Genomic DNA, 16,342 nt, shown 5'->3' with positions numbered 1-16,342 from the left:
GTCAGAGCAATCCGGTGAGCTGACGCGCGCAATCGAGTAGGAAACCGACCAACTCTCGATCCTCGTCCGTCACTCGCCCGCTCGCTCCCTGAACACACAACCCGCCGGCCACCTGGTCTGCGTGATCTCGAACCGGTACTGCGACCGCGGATCGACCCAGGCGACATTCCTGGTTCTCGAATGCAAAACCCTGCAGGCGAACAGACCTCAACTGCTCATACAACGCATCGAAATCACCGAGGGTGAACTCCGTGACCCGGCGAAGTTCCAAACCCGAAAGCAGCCGCTCGTCGTGCGCCAACAGAACCTTCCCCAGCGCATTCGCGTGAAGGTTCTTGGCCAGTGCCGCTATTCCGATGATCTCGTGATCCGGATCCTTGTCGACGAACCTCAAGCGCCCACCGGCGAATGAGGCGACGTGCAATCCGAACCTCGTGTGTGTCCGCATGTCCTCGACGCGCTCGTGCAGCGTCGGCGCCGGACCACTCGACGACGCCGCATGCGAGAGCTCGGCAGTCCGACGCCCCAACGCGAACCCTGACAGGTCCGGCACCCGCACGAGAAAGCCCTCCGCCACCAGCAGATTCAGCATCCGGTACGCCGTGGCCGATGGAACGCCTGCAAAAGTGGCGATCTCCTTCGCGGTTGTTCCCGGTCCCAGATGAGCCACCGCCTCGAGCATCCCCAGCGCCTTCTGGACCGCACGCGGTTGTTGTCCACTGAAGTGGGTCTCGTCGCCGATCTGTTTGCCTGATCGTGGACCAGCGGTTGCACGGTCCGCGGTCACCGCCCATGCTCCGGCGAGTCACCCTCGGCGGTCCCACGATCCGGAACGAGTCGCCTTCGCCCGTCACCGTCGATCAGCAGAGTGCCCGCACCGGGCAACAGGTCCGCCGTCTCGACGCTGTCGAAAGCGCCGACCATCAGAAGGCTTTCCGGTCTGGCTCTTCGAAGCAATGAACTCCACACTGTCCCCGACACAGCAACAGCAAGAGCAGCGATCGGCAGTGCCCACATCCCGTGAACCGCACCGTCGAGAACGATGTAGACCAGTAGACCGGCACCGGCGACGCTCACGGATACGGTGCATATCCGGGTCAGCGAAGTATGTTCCCCGATTCGGCGCAAGAACTTCCACGAAGCAAAGGCCACCAGCGTGTAAGCGCAGACCAACGCGGTCTCCACCACGCCGTCGAAGGATCCCGAATCGTCGCGAACCGTATCCGAATAGATGAATACGCCCGCCGCACTTACCGCGACGAACGCAAGTACCGCAACGTACGGGGTGCGGAACCGTCTGTGTACGCGAGCGAGCGGCGCAGGCAGTACCCGTTCGATCCCCATCGAGTACAACAACCGCGAACCCGCCTGCGCACAACCGAGAGTGGATGCGAACCAGGAACACGTCATTCCGATCTTGACTGCCAGAACCACTTCCGCGCTGGCTCCGGATGCCGTTCCTTCGAAGTACGCTCCGACGATCGTTGCGCCGTGGCCGGTCATCGCCGCCCAGGCTGCAAAAACAAAGAGGACCCCGCAGATGATCGGCGAAATGAGAACCGTGCGTGTGACGCTGATGAGTGGTCGTTTCGCTTCCGGGCCGAAGAAGGCCGAGCTTTCGAAGCCCGCCATGCTGAGCACCGTCAGCATCGCGAGAAACGGAACTGCACTCAGCGACGGATTCGGCAGGGCAACAGCAGTTGTCGTGTCACTGTGCGTCGCCAGCATGACCACGACGATGAGAATCAACGAGCACGCTTCGACGACCAGGATCGCTCGGGTGGCGAACCGGACGCCTCGCACTGCAATCCACGCGACGGCCAGGGCAATCGCCACCGTCGTGATCACTGTCGCGGCAGTTCCTCGCACGTCGGGGCCGACAATGGCGATGGTATCGAGCAGACTCGGAACCGCCTGCGAGAAAACCGAAACCGAGATTCCGAGATACCCGAGTACCAGTGCGGCGCCCGCCGTCAGTGTCGCCCGGATACCGGAGCCTTGGAAGACGAAGCTGTACAACGATCCTGCCGCGGCCAGTCTCCGCGTGAATTGAGTGATGCAGAACGCAACGAGAAACACCGCCGAAGTTGTCGCAGCAATCGCAGCCAACCCGACGTAGCCGGGACTGTAGGTGATCATCCACAGGGCGATGAACACCATTCCCGTTGCCGGAGCGATCGTGGAGAGTGATTGCCCCAACAGGTCGATCGGGGTCAAACGTCCTCGTCCGAGACCACGGAGCGGGGAGAACACGGGCTCACTGTGTTGATCCGCATTCTGCGCTCGCGTGATCGCTGCACGCAGTGCCGCACTCACGGCCATGTGTCACCGTCCGTCGCGTCCAGGCCCGAACCTACGAGCGAATTGTCAGAATTCGGTCAAGTTAGTCCGCTTATGTTTCCGCGCAGTTTCCACGATGGCGCGCACAGAACTTTCAAGTGAGAATCCGACTCTGTTTCCCACCCAGCGTCATGCCGGATCAAGGGCGGCCGACGGTATCCGGCCCCTCCGGCAGCACCTTGAACTGCGAGTTCTCCGATTCTCACACGACAACTGCTCTCTCAGTTGCACCTCGTCCAGGCGTAGCGCGGTCGACGCGGGTTCGCAGCATCGCCCGTACAGGATGTGTCCCACACACCACCGGCACTACCCGAGAGGAACGGAGGAAGCATGGACTTGGTCAGCGCCACCACTTCGGCGATCATCGGATTTGTTCTCCTGCTCGCCGGCATTCCCAAGCTGAACGACCACGACGGGGTGCTTCGTTCGGTGCGCGGATACAAAGTGTTGCCGGTGCGACTCGAAGTACCGCTCGCTCGCATCCTTCCCGTCGCGGAAACCGTCGTAGGCATCCTTCTGGTTCTCGGCGTGGCCCATCGCCTCGCCGCCTTGGTTGCTGCCGTCATGTTCGCGTCGTTCTTCACGGGCCTCACGATCAACCTCCTGCGTGGGCGACGCGATCTGGACTGCGGATGTTTTGCATTCGGAGTCGGCGAGATTCCGCGTATCGGATGGTTCCACGCCGTTCGCGCCGGAACACTCGCGGTGATCGCTGTGGCACTGTCGGTCACCGCCGGACAGGCTGAGATCGGCGTCCAGGTCGTGGCGACGACCTTCGGATTCCTCCTCGCTCTGGCGGGAGTTGCGCTCGCACAGATTCGTTCGGTGGTCCACCTCGGACGACGCCCGGTCGACGACTACCTGTCGAGCGCCTCCATCCGCCTCCGAACCGCCGAAACCGCGTCCCGGTACGGCTCGTGAACTTACATCCCCACCACTGAAAACTCGAAGGCAGGACTACCACGATGACCACTTTCCTCCTTGTCGCGACAGTGATCCTGGTGATCGCCGTAGCCGTACTGTTCTTGATGGTTCTTGCTCTGGCTCGTGAAATCGGCCGCGTACAAGTACGTCTCGGACCTCTCGGTGCCCGGATGATGGATACCGGGCCCAAGGTCGAACAGGCCGGCCCGTCGTTTGCCGGTCTCATCGATCAGGAAGGACGGACCGTCGGAGTCGGTGGTCACCGCGACAAACCTCAACTCCTGCTGTTCACAGCACCGAGTTGCTCGACGTGCAAGAGCCTTCTTCCCGGCGTAAGGGCAATGGCCCGAGCCGAATCGGATCTCGACGTGATCATCATCTCCGACGGAACACCCGAAGAGCATCGCGAGTTCCTGGCCGGCAGCGGGATCGGTTCCGAGCTCAGTTACATCGACGCTCGAGACGTCGGTATCGCATACCAGGTGGGCACCACTCCGTACGGCGTGATTCTCGACGAGCACGGCAAGATCCGAGGAAAGGGCCTGTGCAATCACATGGCTCAGGTGGAAAGCCTGCTCAATGCGCTCGAATCCGGCACCCCCTCACTCCAGCACCTTCATGCCCAGGCGAAATCCGGCAGCGCGGCCTGATCTTCCTGCACAGTTCGATCCTCTTCACGAATCAGGAGAAAATCGTTGGACGACAATGAATTCCCGCAGCACAACATGACGGAGAACCGATATCCCGTCGACGAGGCGACAGTTCAGGCCCAGGCCGAATGGATGGCGGGCCAGGGCGGTTCGCTCACCAGTCGAACCGGACGCAAACTCTCCGAACGCGTTTCGCGGCGGTCCATGATCAGCCGGATCGGCAAGTGGACCATGGGTGTGTCAGGAGTGGCACTGATCAGCACACTTCCTGTGACACGTAGTGCCTTCGCCCAAGAGCCCGAGGTTCCTGCGCCGACACCTGGCCCCGAGCCTCTTGTCCCTGTCTACGACGGTAAAGATCCGGCCGAGTGCGAGTACTGGCGCTGGTGCAACATGGACGGAACGTCCTGTGCCGCATGCAACGGCGGCGGTGTCACCACCTGCGCCCCCGGCAGCAAGCCCGGCGCAGAGTTCTGGGTCGGATGCTGCACCAACCCTGATACCGGCAAGACCTATCTGATCGCCTACTACGACTGCTGCGGTGCACCTTCGTGTTCCAACGCATTCTGCGGCGAACCGGACATGCAGGCCGTGATGTACAACCCGGTCTCCGGAAGCTACGACCAGGAAATCATCTGGTGTGTCTCCGACGAGTCTCAGGCATACACCTGCACGATGGCGCCCATCATCGGTGAGGACTGCCAGACTCGACCGGCCGAGCGCCCCAAGGTCGGTGCCGGATCATGAGCAGTCCGCGAACCCGAAAACTGGCGCGACCCGCCGTTGCCGTCATCCCACTCACCGTCGTACTCGCGCTGGCCGGCTGCAGTTCGTCCGACAACGACGAACCTTCCAGCGCAGGTGATGTCACCTATCCGACAGTTCCGTTCACTGCTCCCGGTGAAGGAATCTCCCTCGGTCACGACGATCAGGAAATCGGCGACACCATTCCCGAGCCGTTGCACGTCGGTTCGATCACCCCGATCGCAGCTGACCGCTTGCTGGGCGTCGAAGGTGGATTCGGCCAACTCGAGCTCAGCGTCAACGTCATCGATCCGAAAACCGGTGTGGCCGAGAGCCGGATCACCGTCGGCCCGGGTATCTGGGATCCGGTCATTCACGGATTCGTCGGGGATTCCGCCGAGGATCCTGCGGTGCTCGCTGCCGAGGTGTGGCGCCCCCGAGGTTCCCGCGGCGCGGCAGATTTCACGGTCAGCACCTACTCCGGAAACCTGCTGGAACCAGCCGAGGTCATGCTTCCGGACGTCGCACGCGTACATTCCCGTCCCGGCTCGAACGCCGTGACGTCCGACGGCAAGTTCTTCGTCACGTGGGACGACGGTTTGTACGGCATCAGAGTGGTCGACCTCGAGAAGAAGGAAGCGACCGGTGCACTCCAGATAGTCGGCTGCGGTCCGTTCACGTGGATGATCGATCACGAGCTGTACAGCATCTGCGAGGACACCCGGGAACTGCTGCACGTCACGATCGGTGACGACGGTGTTCCGAAGGAAACCGCCCGAAGCAAGGTCCTACCCGAAGATTTTGTCTCCACCCGCAAGGTCACGTGGGCATCGGAAGCGAATAAAGCCTTGCTGGTCAGTGAGAACGGCGATGTGTACGTCTTCGACTTCTCCAACGGACTGCCTCAGGAAGGTGTCAAGCCGATCGGAAACGCCGGGCAGGACTCCGGTCGATTCTCGGAGAACGTCATCAACGCCGACGCAACCCGGCTCGCAATCGCGTACACGGACACGGCTATTCATCCGGACTCTGCTCGGGGAGGCTCACTGGTCAAGATCGACTTGTCCGATGCAACGACCTTCGCCCCGGTGAAGAGCTTGACGCTTGCAGACCTCGGCCTGACAGACATCAAGAGCATGACCTTTTCCGTCGACGGCGCCACGTTCTACGTGCTCGGTACCGGACCTGAGGTCGAAGGCTCCGCTCCGCAGAAGATCGTGGGTTACAACGCGAGCACCGGCGAGCAGGTCAGTTCCGTCGATGTCTCGGGCAACGTCGGGGATGTCAGCGGGTTGATCACACCAGAAGTACTCCGATGAGTCGTCCCGGATCCGGTGTGGTGATGGGCCGGCGCCGCTTCCTGAGTTTGGGAGCACTCGGCGCCGGAGCACTCGGGCTCGGCGCAATGGGGACGATTGCCGGATGCAGTTCCACTGCAGCATCTCCGACGCCGACGACCGATCTCGACTACATCCTGCCCACCGACCCGGAAGTTGCCGCCGCAGAATCGGCGCGAGCCTGGAACGGGACCACCGCTGCGTTTGCCCTTGCCGCCGGATTCTCGACGGTAGATCTTGGCGGACGCCTCGTGGACACGTGGACGTACGGAGGCGCTGCGGTGGCTCCGGAACTTCGCCTGAAGTCCGGTGACCGGGTGAACGTCAGCGTCCAGAACGGCCTCGACGCCGAAACAACACTGCATTGGCACGGAATTCGAATCCGCAACGACATGGATGGCGCGGCACCCACCACGCAGGCTCCCATCGGCGCCGGTTCGAGTTTCGAGTACAACTTCATCGCACCGGATCCGGGAACGTACTGGTACCACTCGCACAGCGGATTACAAGCCGATCGGGGGCTGTTCGGCGCCTTGATCGTCGAGAACCCGAACGACATCACCGGGGCCGACATCGATGCCGTTCTGGTGCTCGACGACTGGCTCGACGGATTGGGTACCACACCGGATTCCGTCCTGATGGCCCTGAACCCGGCAATTTCGGGCGGGCACGGCGGACACGGCGGTGGGGCAACAACTCCGGCGGAACACTCGGAAGCCGACATGTCCGTCGCGCAACAGTTGGTGAGCGGCGGACACGGTTCTTCCGAACCACTCGGCGGGATGACTCAACACATCGCGTATCCACTGCACTTGATCAACGGGCGGCCACCCAACGATCCTGCTGTCGTGACTGCAGCGCCCGGTTCGACCCTGCGACTGCGAATCATCAACGCAGCCGCCGAAACTCCGTACCGGTTTGCTGTGGCCGGTCACGAGATGACAATTGTCGCTACCGATGGCTACGACGTGGAACCAAATCCCGCCGACACCATCATCGTCGGAATGGCGCAGCGCTACGACGTGCTGGTGACGGTGAAGTCGGGAACATGGCCGGTGGTGGCGAAGGTCGAGGGCCGAGATGGTTATGCGTCGACCGTCCTACGCAGCACCGACGCGTTGGCGCTGGCGAACCCGAATGTCGGCGGAAACCTCTCGGAACTGGCCGGCCGACTGGTCACCGAAAGCGAACTCCGGCCCGCGGAATCCGCACGGCTCGAGACGAAATCGCCTGATCGCGACTACCGCATCGAGTTGATCCAGGCCGGCGATCGGTACGTCTGGGGAATGGCTGGAGCCGATGCAGGCAAGCTCGTCATGAAACAGGGCGAACGGGTCCGGATCACGATGAAGAACACGTCCACGATGTGGCACCCCATGCACACCCACGGCCACACGTTTGCGGTACCGGATTACGGCGGACTTCGCCGCGACACCGTCAACGTCCTACCCGGCACCGAGCTTGCCATCGAGTTCGACGCCGACAATCCCGGCGAGTGGATGTTCCACTGCCACAACGCCTACCACTTCGAGGCCGGCATGACGGCAAATCTGCGTTACGTCCGCTGACAAGTCGAAGAATGGAGAGAACACCTCATGAAGAAACTCGTTCCCGCTTTCCTGGCCGCGTGCGCTGCCTTGAGCCTCACCGCCTGCAGTAGTGATGCCGGTGCGTCGTCGGACGAACCTGCAGTCGTGATCGAGGTGAAGAACATGGCGTACACACCGGCATCGGTCACCATCGAGAAGGGACAGACCGTCGAATGGAAGTTCGACGACAGCGGACTCCCCCACGACGTGGTCGGCAACGGTGATCTCGACGGGAAACTGAAGAGCGAGTTGCTCACCGAGGGAACCTTCTCGTACACGTTCGACGACGCCGGAACCTTCACCTACCACTGCACGCCCCACCCGATGATGGTGGGCACCGTGATCGTTCAATAGTGAGGAGGTGGATCGCCGGCTTCGGCCTCGCCGTCGCGGCGACGTGTGTCCCAGCATGCGGCACAGAAGATCCCGTCCCCGACGTGGTGGTCGAGATCAGCAATGTTCAGTTCAGTCCGATGGACGTCACCGTGGAGCACGGCGGCACCGTCGAGTGGCGCTTCGACGACGGCGGACTCCTGCATCACGTGGAATCACCCGGCCTGTTCGACAGCGGTATCACCGGAGACGGAACGTTCCGGCACACGTTCGAGAGCGTCGGAATCTACGAATATTCGTGCTCCGTGCACCCGTACATGATCGGAGTCATCACAGTGCTGTGAACTCTGGCTCATCACTTTTCGCTGCGACTTCGGCTCGACACTTTTCCTGAACCACAAACACTTCGGAGGATCTGATGACTACTGTTCTCTCACACGGCCCACTGCAGACCGACGTCCCTGACATCCGGCCGACCCTTCAAGGCTCGGTCGGCACCGCGACCCGTGTCAGCCTCGTCGCGGCGGGCGCCGCTGCGGGTGCCGGCCTCGCACTCGTGGCCACGCCATCTGCGACAACAGCTTTGACCACAGCTGTTATCGGCGCCGGACTGGTTACGTCGCTGGCCGCGAACTGGTCGACCTGCGGAATGTCCGTCGCCGGAGTTGTTGCGGCGCCGAAGCAAGTCGATCGGAAGGGATCCTCGACTCCCGTCCGCCGACTCGGCTGGCACGCTCTGGGTTCGGTCACGACGGGAGCCGTCACCGGGGCATTGATCGGCGCTCTCGGTGCGGCGATGTCCGGGTACGTGCCGATCGGCTGGGCGCTGGGCGTCTGGGCCGTCGTCGCGGTTGCATACGGGCTGCATGAATTGGGTGCGGTGAGCATGCCGACTCCGATGCGGCGCCAACAGCTTCCGCGCCATCTGCGCCGCACGATGGCGCCGTGGAAGGTCTCGCTGATCTTCGGCGCGATCATCGGTCCGGGATTTCTGATCTTCATCCGCTCGAGTGCGTACTACCTCTTGGCACTCGGCGTCATGGCTTCGGGTACACCGGCTCTCGGGGCGGCGCTGTTCACGGTCGTATCCCTTGGCCGCTGCATGCCCAGCCTCGCGGCAATCGTGCACACCAAGCGTGGTGGCTCGATGCCGGGATTCCTCTCGATCATGTGCGTCGTGGACCGTCGCGTGCAGAGCGTCACCGGCGCGGCATTGATCGCACTGGGAGCATTCGCCGCCGCAGCACTGATCTGACTGTCGAGCTAGCACCCTTCACCTCGAGTGAACACACGCTCCGACTCTCCGGAGCGTGTGTTCACTCGACAGAAACCGTGCGCACTCACCCCGCGTCAGGGAATCGACAGCGCCACCTGGACCGAGTCCTCCGACGGCGACGTCACCTTTGCGTCCCGACTCCAGAGCATGTCCAGCGCTGCCTTGGGCTTGGCAAGAACCCACTCCCGGGCGGCGTTCTTGATCAGCGTCGGAGTTGCGCACCCGCAATCGCTGTTCACACCGTCTGCGTCGATGCCGACGTCTCGGCACAATGCAACAGCGCGGGGCACGTGATACCCCTGAGTGACGATCAACGCCTTGGTCACCCCATACGTATGTATGGCCCGGAAGCAGGTGTCATAGGTGTCGAGGCCGTACGGATCCCCCACGATGCGACGCTCATCGATTCCCTGCTCCACCAGGTAGTTCGTCATCGCGGCGATCTCGTCACCCGAGCCGCCGTTCGCGTCGCCGGAGACCAGGACCGCTTTAGCCTTTCCCGCTTCCACCAGTTCTACTGCTGCGTCCAGCCGCCCTTTCAGGAAAGCCATCGGCTTACCGTCCTTGATCTGCGCGCCCAGCACGATCACGACCGGAGCATCGGGAGCATCGGCGGCGTCCGACGTGTGGCCGGCCGACGCCACGGAAATCCACACGATCGAGCCTGCGTAGACAACCGCTCCGAGCACCGCAATGCCTGCGACCCAACGAGGCCACCGGCGCTTGCGCGGCGGTTTCACTGGATCTGCAGCGGCTTCGTCCATTCATCGATCAAACCACACGGTTTCTTCACCGCTTAGGCGCTCGGTCGATCCTCCATCCCTCCGCGCCACTGCGCTCGGCCCACAGATCCAAGTACTTTCCACCTCGCGCGATCAGGTCTTCGTGGGAACCGACCTCCTCCACCCCACCGTCTTCGAGGTAGACGATGCGATCTGCTCCCTGAATAGTCGACAGGCGATGAGCGATGATCACCACCGTTCGACCACGGGCCAATCGGTGAATTGCCTCGGTGATGGCGACTTCGTTCTCTCCGTCGAGGGCTGAAGTCGCTTCGTCGAGAAGAACAATCGGAGTGTCCTTGAGGAATGCCCGCGCAATCGAGACCCGCTGACGTTCACCGCCGGACAGCAGTGATCCGCCTTCACCTACCCTGGTCTCCTCACCGCTCGGCAAACGGTCGATCACTTCGCCTAGCCTGGAATCCACCACTGCTTGACGTACCTCCGACTCGGTGGCATCCGGTCTCGCCAACCGAACGTTCTCCAGGATGGTTCCGTCGAACAGGTAAACCTGCTGTGAGACAGTCGATATCCGAGACATCAATGCTCTCGTTCCGATGTCGCGAACATCGGCTCCCCCGATGGATACCGCACCTTCGTCGACGTCCCAGAATCTGGAGATCAGCCGAACCAGAGTTGTCTTTCCGGAACCGGAAGGACCGACCAGAGCAGTGACCGAGCAATCCGGGAATTCGAGGCTCACGTTACGAATCACGCGATCCGGGCCGTAGCCGAAGGAGACCGAATCGAACCGAATATCATACGACGTAGGCGCTTTCGGCACCTCAGGCTCCGCCAGCACCGGTACATCGATCATCTCGCGGACAGATCCGAGCGACACCCGGGCCAGTGAGATACCTTCACCGAATCCTGCGAGCATTTGCATCGGCTCCACGAACCTCACGGCCAACACGAGAACAACGATCACGCTTGCTGTGTCGATGGACCCGGTGGTGACCAGCAGTGCCGCCAGAACCAGGACGGTGAGAAAGGCAACCTGAACGACGATCATGAAGCGCAGCAGATACTTGTCGACCGATCCGATTTCCTGCAGGTGTGCGTCCCGGTTGGACACAAGAGCTTCGTCCAACCGAGTCCAGCCTTCGCCACTCTTACCGGCCGAACGTAGAACTTGCTGCGCCTGTGCATATTCGACGACGCGTGATGCCAACTCGGATTCGCTCTTGCCGATCGCCTCGTATTCGGGAACAACCGCACGCTGCACGTTGCGGTAAGCCCGAATCCCCAGTGGAACGAAGACGACCATCGTGAGGGACAGTCGCCAGTCCACAAACAAGACAGCGATCGCCACGGTCGCGGGAGTCACCGTGACGGTGACGAGTTGCGCGATGATCATTCCCGGGATGCTCATCAAGATAGCCGTGCCCTCGGTGACCAGGCGAGTGAACGCTCCACGGTTTGCCTTGCTGAACCACCCGAGCGGAACCTGCACCAAGTGCTCACCGAGGCGATGCATGATTCCACCGGCAAAACCCTCGATTCCGATGCGGTACGCCCGATTCTCGGCGATCCACCGTACGGCGCCACAGGCCACCGCCACGAGAGCAGCCGTGACAACCCACGGCACTGCGGCGTCGTAATCGCCGCGAACCACCGCTTTCAGGATCGGAATCATCAGTGCAAAGACGACACCCTCGAGTATCCCAGCGAGCGTGAAACCTGCTATCTGACCTCGCATCCCATTGCCGCGCCCGAGGATTTCGTCCAGGTCTCGAATCATTGCAGCGCCTTTCGCGGAGATATGTCTTCGACGAGGGGGTTCTGGAGCGCCCACATCCGCGCGTAGGTTCCGCCGAGCGCCGACAACTGTTCGTGCGTACCCTTTTCCACGATCCGTCCGGCGTCGAGAACGAGTATCTGATCTGCATATCGGACGGTGTGCAGTCGATGAGCGATCACCATCAGGGTGCCGCCGTCCGCACTGATCTCACCCAGTGCGCGTTGAACGGCCGATTCACTGTGGGGATCGGCCTGCGAAGTCGCCTCGTCCAGGATGACGATCGGCGGGTTCTGAAGGATGGCGCGGGCGATCGTCAGGCGTTGCTTCTCCCCACCCGACAGCTCACCGCCCGAACCACCACCGATCTCGGTGTCGTACCCGTCCGGCAGTCGCATGATCACGTCGTGAATCTGCGCCCGCCTCGCCGCTGTCTCCACTTCCAGATCCGTTGCATCCGGTCGACAGAGCCGAATATTCTCGCGCACGCTGTCCCGCAGGAGCACAACATCTTGGAAGACGATGGCCATCGATCTCAAGACTTCGCGACTGGACTGATCTCGTAAATCGCTTCCGCCCAGTCGAATAGACCCGTCCGTGACGTCCCAGAACCGCGGAAGTAGACGCGCCAAAGTGGTCTTTCCGGAGCCGGAGGGGCCAACGATCGCGGTCACGGTGCCCGGTTGCATCTCGAAGGAGATGTTCTCGAGGACGCGCTGCCCAGTGGTGTATTCGAAGCCGACGCTGTCGAATTCGACCAAAGTGCTGCGAGCAGGCACTGCATCCTGAGGTTCGGCCAGCTCTGGTTCGCCGAGGATGCTCTCGACGTGAGTCGCTCCCAGTTGGCCTTCGCGGTAGAGGTTGGCCATCGTTCCCATGTGCAGAACCGACGACGGAACACCGATTCCGACGACCAGAAAGGCAACAAGAGCTACCGGGGTAATCCAACCCCCGGACAACATTGCAGTTCCCGTCGCCGTGATGACCACGATGAGTACCGCCGGTGAGAGGAGGATCGACATCGCGACCACCGGCCTTCCCATCCCCGACATCCATCGCACGCACACCGCAACCATCGAATCGACAGCGCTCGAGTAGCGCGCGAATGCGCGACTCCCACTCCCGTACGTCTTGACAACCTCGATACCGTCGCCCAGTTCTACTGTCGCAGAGGTCAATGTCGACATTGCAAGATTCCAGGAGTCGACGTTCGTTCGATAGGCTCTGCGCATCGACGGCGCGGCGAGAGCGAGACACACTCCGATGTAGCCGACCAGGACCAGGCTGAACTTCCAGTCCATCGCCACCAGATAGATCAGGGCCACTATCGGCGACAAGATCGCGGGCACCACGTCGGCGGGAAGGTGAGCGACGAGAAGATGCATCCGCTTCACGTCGTCCGTCATCGCCTGCTTCACTTCACCGGTGCCACCATTTGCAAACCACCCCAGAGGAACTCGGGACAGATGCCGAGCGATACGCGAGCGGATCGAGTATTTGAAATGCGCGTCGGCGGTGTGGCACACGGTCAGCGCTGCGTTGTAGACGACAAAACCGAGAATTGTGCCCGCTGCACCGATTGCGGCCCACAGCCAGACCAGGTTCAACGACGAGTCGGTCAGGAGCACCCGCGCGATCTCGACCACCGCAACGTAGGGCAGGAATCGCAACGGCACCGACAGTGCCGACAGACCCGCCCCTAGGAGGAGTTGATTTCTCACCGGCGCGATCATCCTGCCCAAAGCGTCGCGGTCGACGAGTCCAGGCGAGTCTTCCGGGGCTGCGGCCTCGTTCACTTTCATTGCCGCACTCACTCTTCGACGATGATCGTGCCGGTCATGTTCGGATGTGGTGTGCACGTGTAGGTGAACGTTCCGGCTTTGTCGAAGGTCTGACTGTAGGTTCCGCTTCCTTGGAGATCGCTCTTGATCCCCAACTCGGCGAACACGACATCGTGCGGCATTCCCTGGTCCTCGAAAATCCACGTGACGGTCTGTCCTGTGTGCACGGTGACGGAGTTCGATTTGTACGCAAGGTTTTTCACCGAGATCTCGACCGGCGCTTGCTCGGTAGATCCCGTCGAATCGTTGCCGCACGACGTCAGTGTGAATACCGCTGCAACAGCGATCAATGTGGTCAATCCGGTGCGAAATGACATTCTGCTCTCCTCATCGAACGTAGTGGAGGTCGGCAGTCATCCCGGCCTCGAAGTGGTACGCGTTGTGACAGTGAAACATCCACCGTCCTGGATTGTCGGCGTCGAAGTCGATCGCCATTTGTGTACGCGGAAGTACGATCACGGTGTCTCGGCGAAGCCCGCCGTAGGAGGGAACCGAGAAGGTGTGCCCATGGGTGTGCATCGGGTGCCACATGTCGGTGTCGTTGTTCATGACGATTCGTATTCGCTCGCCCTGCTTCATTCTCAACCGACCTGCATCGGCGCCCGCCATTCCCCAGAGGTATCGATCGCCGGCCTGAATGAGATCCACCGAATACGCACGATCCGGTGCCCTCTGCTCCAGCGCTCCTGACGGGCGAAGCTCCGATTCCAGAACGAGCCGACCGCCGGAACCTGACAGCACTGCAGGCGAAGTCAGGTCGACGACCGCTACCGAATCCGGCGTCCGAAGCAGGCACGCGACGCCACCTGACTTCCCTTCCACCTTCGCGGCGATGGGCCACGAGCCGGACTGCACCGTCACCAATACGTCGTATCGCTGCGCGGGTGCGATCAGAATCTCGTCTCCGGCTGTGTAGGCAACGTCCTGCCCGTCAGCACTGACAACGGTCATCTCGTGCCCGGCGACCGAGAAACGGTACGGAGTCTCTGCCCCGGCATTGATCACCCGCAATCGAAGCCGAGTTCCGGCCGTCGCACTGACGACGAAGGGATCTTCCACAGGCCGTCCGTTGATCAGGTGCAGTGGATACGTGATGTGCGTTGCCATTCCACCGAGCGCCTCGGAATTGCCGTGACCGCTGGCGAGAAGTTCTGCGGCAGAATCAATCTCTGCACCATCGACTTCCGGTGGAGCTCCGCCGTGCCCGTGGTGTCCTCCCTGCACGTCCGGTGACAATGCGCGAAGCACTGCATCCGGGGTTGTTCCCAGCCCGTCGAGCCAGTCGTCGATCACGATGACGACGTCCTCGTCGGCTCCGGTCCGGTCGTTCGGGTCCTCGACCACGAGTGCACCGAATAACCCTCGATCGGCCTGCAATCCTGAATGGGAGTGGTACCAATATGTTCCGTGATCCGGGGCCACGAAGTCGTAGGTGAACTCGGCACCTGGTTGGATTCGTTCCTGGGTGACCGGCGGGACGCCGTCCATGTCGTTGCGGATCGCAATGCCGTGCCAGTGCACCGAGGTCTCCGTCGGAAGGTCGTTCTGCAAAAGAACGTTGAGCCGGTCTCCCTTGGAGATTCGAAGCTCCGGGCCAACTGCTTCCGCACCGTACGACCATGTGTCGACCTCTCTGGCGCCCAGACTCACCCGAGCCGGTGCAGCTGTCAGATTCCGTTCGACTGTGCGCCCGCTATGAAATCTCGCCTGTTCGGCAGCACGAACTTCGTCGTCGAACGGTGAAATCTCAGAACTGGATTCGTTCGCCGAGCCACGGCTGCACGCACTCAATGCCACAGAACCCAAAGCCGCAGAACCCACAGCCGCAGAACCCACAGCCGCAGAGCCGAGCGTCACCGCTCCCCATCGCAGAGCCAGGCGCCGACTCAACGCTCTCGAACTCATGCCGTCAGCGCCGTGAATTCCTGATAGCGCGTCGCGGCAACAGCTTCGGTTCCGGTGCCGGTCAGATTGCCGGCAGCCATGGCATCCATGTCCTCGATCATCCAGAAGGTGGCGAAGGGATGAGTGGCAAGCCACATGTCTCCGTTGACCTTGGCCACTCGGTTCTCCTGCACCGCTGAAAGACTCGAGAATCCGGGAACACCGGCAACCTTGCCGAACTCGTACACGCCCTCGTCGAACACGGCTACGATCCGAGCATCCTGCGCCGGGATCGCCTCGTCGGACAGGGGCGCATACGGCAGTCCTCCAGCGGCATTCGCTCGCTGGGATTCCGGACGCCCGAAGCCGCTCTCCGCCAACAGCAACGACGGCGGCGCCTGCTCGGTGGTGGTGGCAAGGATTCCAGAACTGCTCATCAGCACCGACACGGTGTTCACTTCACCACCGGACCGAGCAGAGACGTCAGCGATCTTGCCCTCCAAAGCGACAGTCAGCTTGTCGGCAACCGACTGACGATCAAAAGCGCGTCCGAAGAAGGCAAGATTCTCACGCCACGGAGTGGTGACGGCCGGGACCGGCACTGTGGGTACGGTCGACGCAAGGGAGTCGTAGTAGCTCCGATCGCCCATCGACGTGAAGATGACCAGTCCGGGATCCTGGGCGAGGACCTGCTCGATCGGGGGTGCACCGAGCGGCGGCACCGTGACCACCTCGGTACCAGCTGACGCCAAGATATCCTGGCCGATCTCCGATCCCCACGACGTGAAGACCACGTCAGGGGTGATGCCGACGGCAAGGAGACCGAGTGCGGCGTATTCGTCGAGGGAAACAATTCGCCCGAGGTCGCCCGGAACCGACGTCTCACCGAATTCGTGGGACACAA

16 protein-coding genes are annotated in these 16,342 nt (G+C 61.8%); 8 read left to right on the top strand and 8 right to left on the bottom strand.

What is annotated here, in order from left to right:
* Position 1: 1 nt before the first annotated feature.
* Positions 2-787: an IclR family transcriptional regulator gene (locus tag ATN37_RS24890; RefSeq protein WP_020909339.1), complete on the bottom strand. Its 786-nt coding sequence runs from the start codon at positions 785-787 to the stop codon at positions 2-4.
* A complete protein-coding gene (locus ATN37_RS24885; RefSeq protein WP_083056485.1) occupies positions 784-2,322 on the bottom strand; it encodes an APC family permease in 1,539 nt (512 codons plus the stop codon). Before ATN37_RS24885 ends, ATN37_RS24890 begins: the two co-directional genes overlap by 4 nt.
* A gap of 348 nt (positions 2,323-2,670) precedes the next feature.
* Here ATN37_RS24885 and ATN37_RS24880 point away from each other — a divergent pair, with 348 nt between their 5' ends.
* From ATN37_RS24880 to ATN37_RS24845, 8 genes are all read left to right on the top strand, one after another.
* On the top strand, positions 2,671-3,261 hold the full coding sequence (locus tag ATN37_RS24880) for a MauE/DoxX family redox-associated membrane protein (RefSeq protein ID WP_218695739.1): 591 nt from the start codon (positions 2,671-2,673) through the stop codon (positions 3,259-3,261).
* Between the two features lie 44 nt (positions 3,262-3,305).
* Positions 3,306-3,914, top strand: coding sequence for a redoxin domain-containing protein (locus tag ATN37_RS24875; RefSeq protein WP_019745575.1), 609 nt, complete (start codon positions 3,306-3,308; stop codon positions 3,912-3,914).
* A gap of 75 nt (positions 3,915-3,989) precedes the next feature.
* Positions 3,990-4,661, top strand: a complete 672-nt coding sequence (locus tag ATN37_RS24870; RefSeq protein ID WP_064688132.1) for a methylamine dehydrogenase light chain — start codon at positions 3,990-3,992, stop codon at positions 4,659-4,661.
* Positions 4,658-5,977 carry a hypothetical protein gene (locus tag ATN37_RS24865; protein ID WP_218695738.1) on the top strand — a complete coding sequence of 440 codons (1,320 nt, stop codon included), beginning with the start codon at positions 4,658-4,660 and terminating at the stop codon, positions 5,975-5,977. Before ATN37_RS24870 ends, ATN37_RS24865 begins: the two co-directional genes overlap by 4 nt.
* On the top strand, positions 5,974-7,563 hold the full coding sequence (locus ATN37_RS24860; protein ID WP_218695737.1) for a multicopper oxidase family protein: 1,590 nt from the start codon (positions 5,974-5,976) through the stop codon (positions 7,561-7,563). The genes ATN37_RS24865 and ATN37_RS24860 overlap by 4 nt, the downstream gene beginning before the upstream one ends.
* 27 nt (positions 7,564-7,590) lie before the next feature.
* Positions 7,591-7,938: a plastocyanin/azurin family copper-binding protein gene (locus ATN37_RS24855; RefSeq protein WP_003940240.1), complete on the top strand. Its 348-nt coding sequence runs from the start codon at positions 7,591-7,593 to the stop codon at positions 7,936-7,938.
* On the top strand, positions 7,938-8,261 hold the full coding sequence (locus tag ATN37_RS24850; RefSeq protein ID WP_136470878.1) for a cupredoxin domain-containing protein: 324 nt from the start codon (positions 7,938-7,940) through the stop codon (positions 8,259-8,261). Before ATN37_RS24855 ends, ATN37_RS24850 begins: the two co-directional genes overlap by 1 nt.
* A 74-nt stretch (positions 8,262-8,335) precedes the next feature.
* On the top strand, positions 8,336-9,172 hold the full coding sequence (locus ATN37_RS24845) for a hypothetical protein (protein ID WP_042925930.1): 837 nt from the start codon (positions 8,336-8,338) through the stop codon (positions 9,170-9,172).
* 95 nt (positions 9,173-9,267) lie between these two features.
* Here the strand turns inward: ATN37_RS24845 and ATN37_RS24840 are convergent, their stop codons facing one another.
* The 6 genes from ATN37_RS24840 to ATN37_RS24815 are packed head-to-tail and all read right to left on the bottom strand — an operon-like array spanning position 9,268 to position 16,340.
* Positions 9,268-9,957: a vancomycin high temperature exclusion protein gene (locus ATN37_RS24840; protein WP_019745580.1), complete on the bottom strand. Its 690-nt coding sequence runs from the start codon at positions 9,955-9,957 to the stop codon at positions 9,268-9,270.
* A gap of 25 nt (positions 9,958-9,982) precedes the next feature.
* On the bottom strand, positions 9,983-11,716 hold the full coding sequence (locus ATN37_RS24835; protein ID WP_218695736.1) for an ABC transporter ATP-binding protein: 1,734 nt from the start codon (positions 11,714-11,716) through the stop codon (positions 9,983-9,985).
* Positions 11,713-13,527 (bottom strand): ABC transporter ATP-binding protein, encoded by a 1,815-nt coding sequence (locus ATN37_RS24830; RefSeq protein ID WP_308125233.1) that lies wholly within the window; start codon positions 13,525-13,527, stop codon positions 11,713-11,715. The genes ATN37_RS24835 and ATN37_RS24830 overlap by 4 nt, the downstream gene beginning before the upstream one ends.
* The gene (locus tag ATN37_RS24825; RefSeq protein ID WP_218695735.1) at positions 13,524-13,871 is read right to left on the bottom strand and encodes a plastocyanin/azurin family copper-binding protein; all 348 of its coding nucleotides are present in this window, start codon (positions 13,869-13,871) and stop codon (positions 13,524-13,526) included. Before ATN37_RS24825 ends, ATN37_RS24830 begins: the two co-directional genes overlap by 4 nt.
* Before the next feature lie 10 nt (positions 13,872-13,881).
* Positions 13,882-15,459 carry a multicopper oxidase family protein gene (locus ATN37_RS24820; protein WP_218695734.1) on the bottom strand — a complete coding sequence of 526 codons (1,578 nt, stop codon included), beginning with the start codon at positions 15,457-15,459 and terminating at the stop codon, positions 13,882-13,884.
* Entirely contained in the window at positions 15,456-16,340 is an 885-nt protein-coding gene (locus ATN37_RS24815) for an ABC transporter substrate-binding protein (protein ID WP_232329930.1), read from the bottom strand. Before ATN37_RS24815 ends, ATN37_RS24820 begins: the two co-directional genes overlap by 4 nt.
* Between the last annotated feature and the right edge of the window lie 2 nt (positions 16,341-16,342).

The organism is Rhodococcus sp. MH15, from assembly GCF_019266045.1.
Taxonomy (GTDB): domain Bacteria; phylum Actinomycetota; class Actinomycetes; order Mycobacteriales; family Mycobacteriaceae; genus Rhodococcus_F; species Rhodococcus_F qingshengii.
The sequence above is the reverse complement of the archived record's forward strand: the minus strand, read 5'-3'. Positions and strand labels throughout refer to the sequence as shown.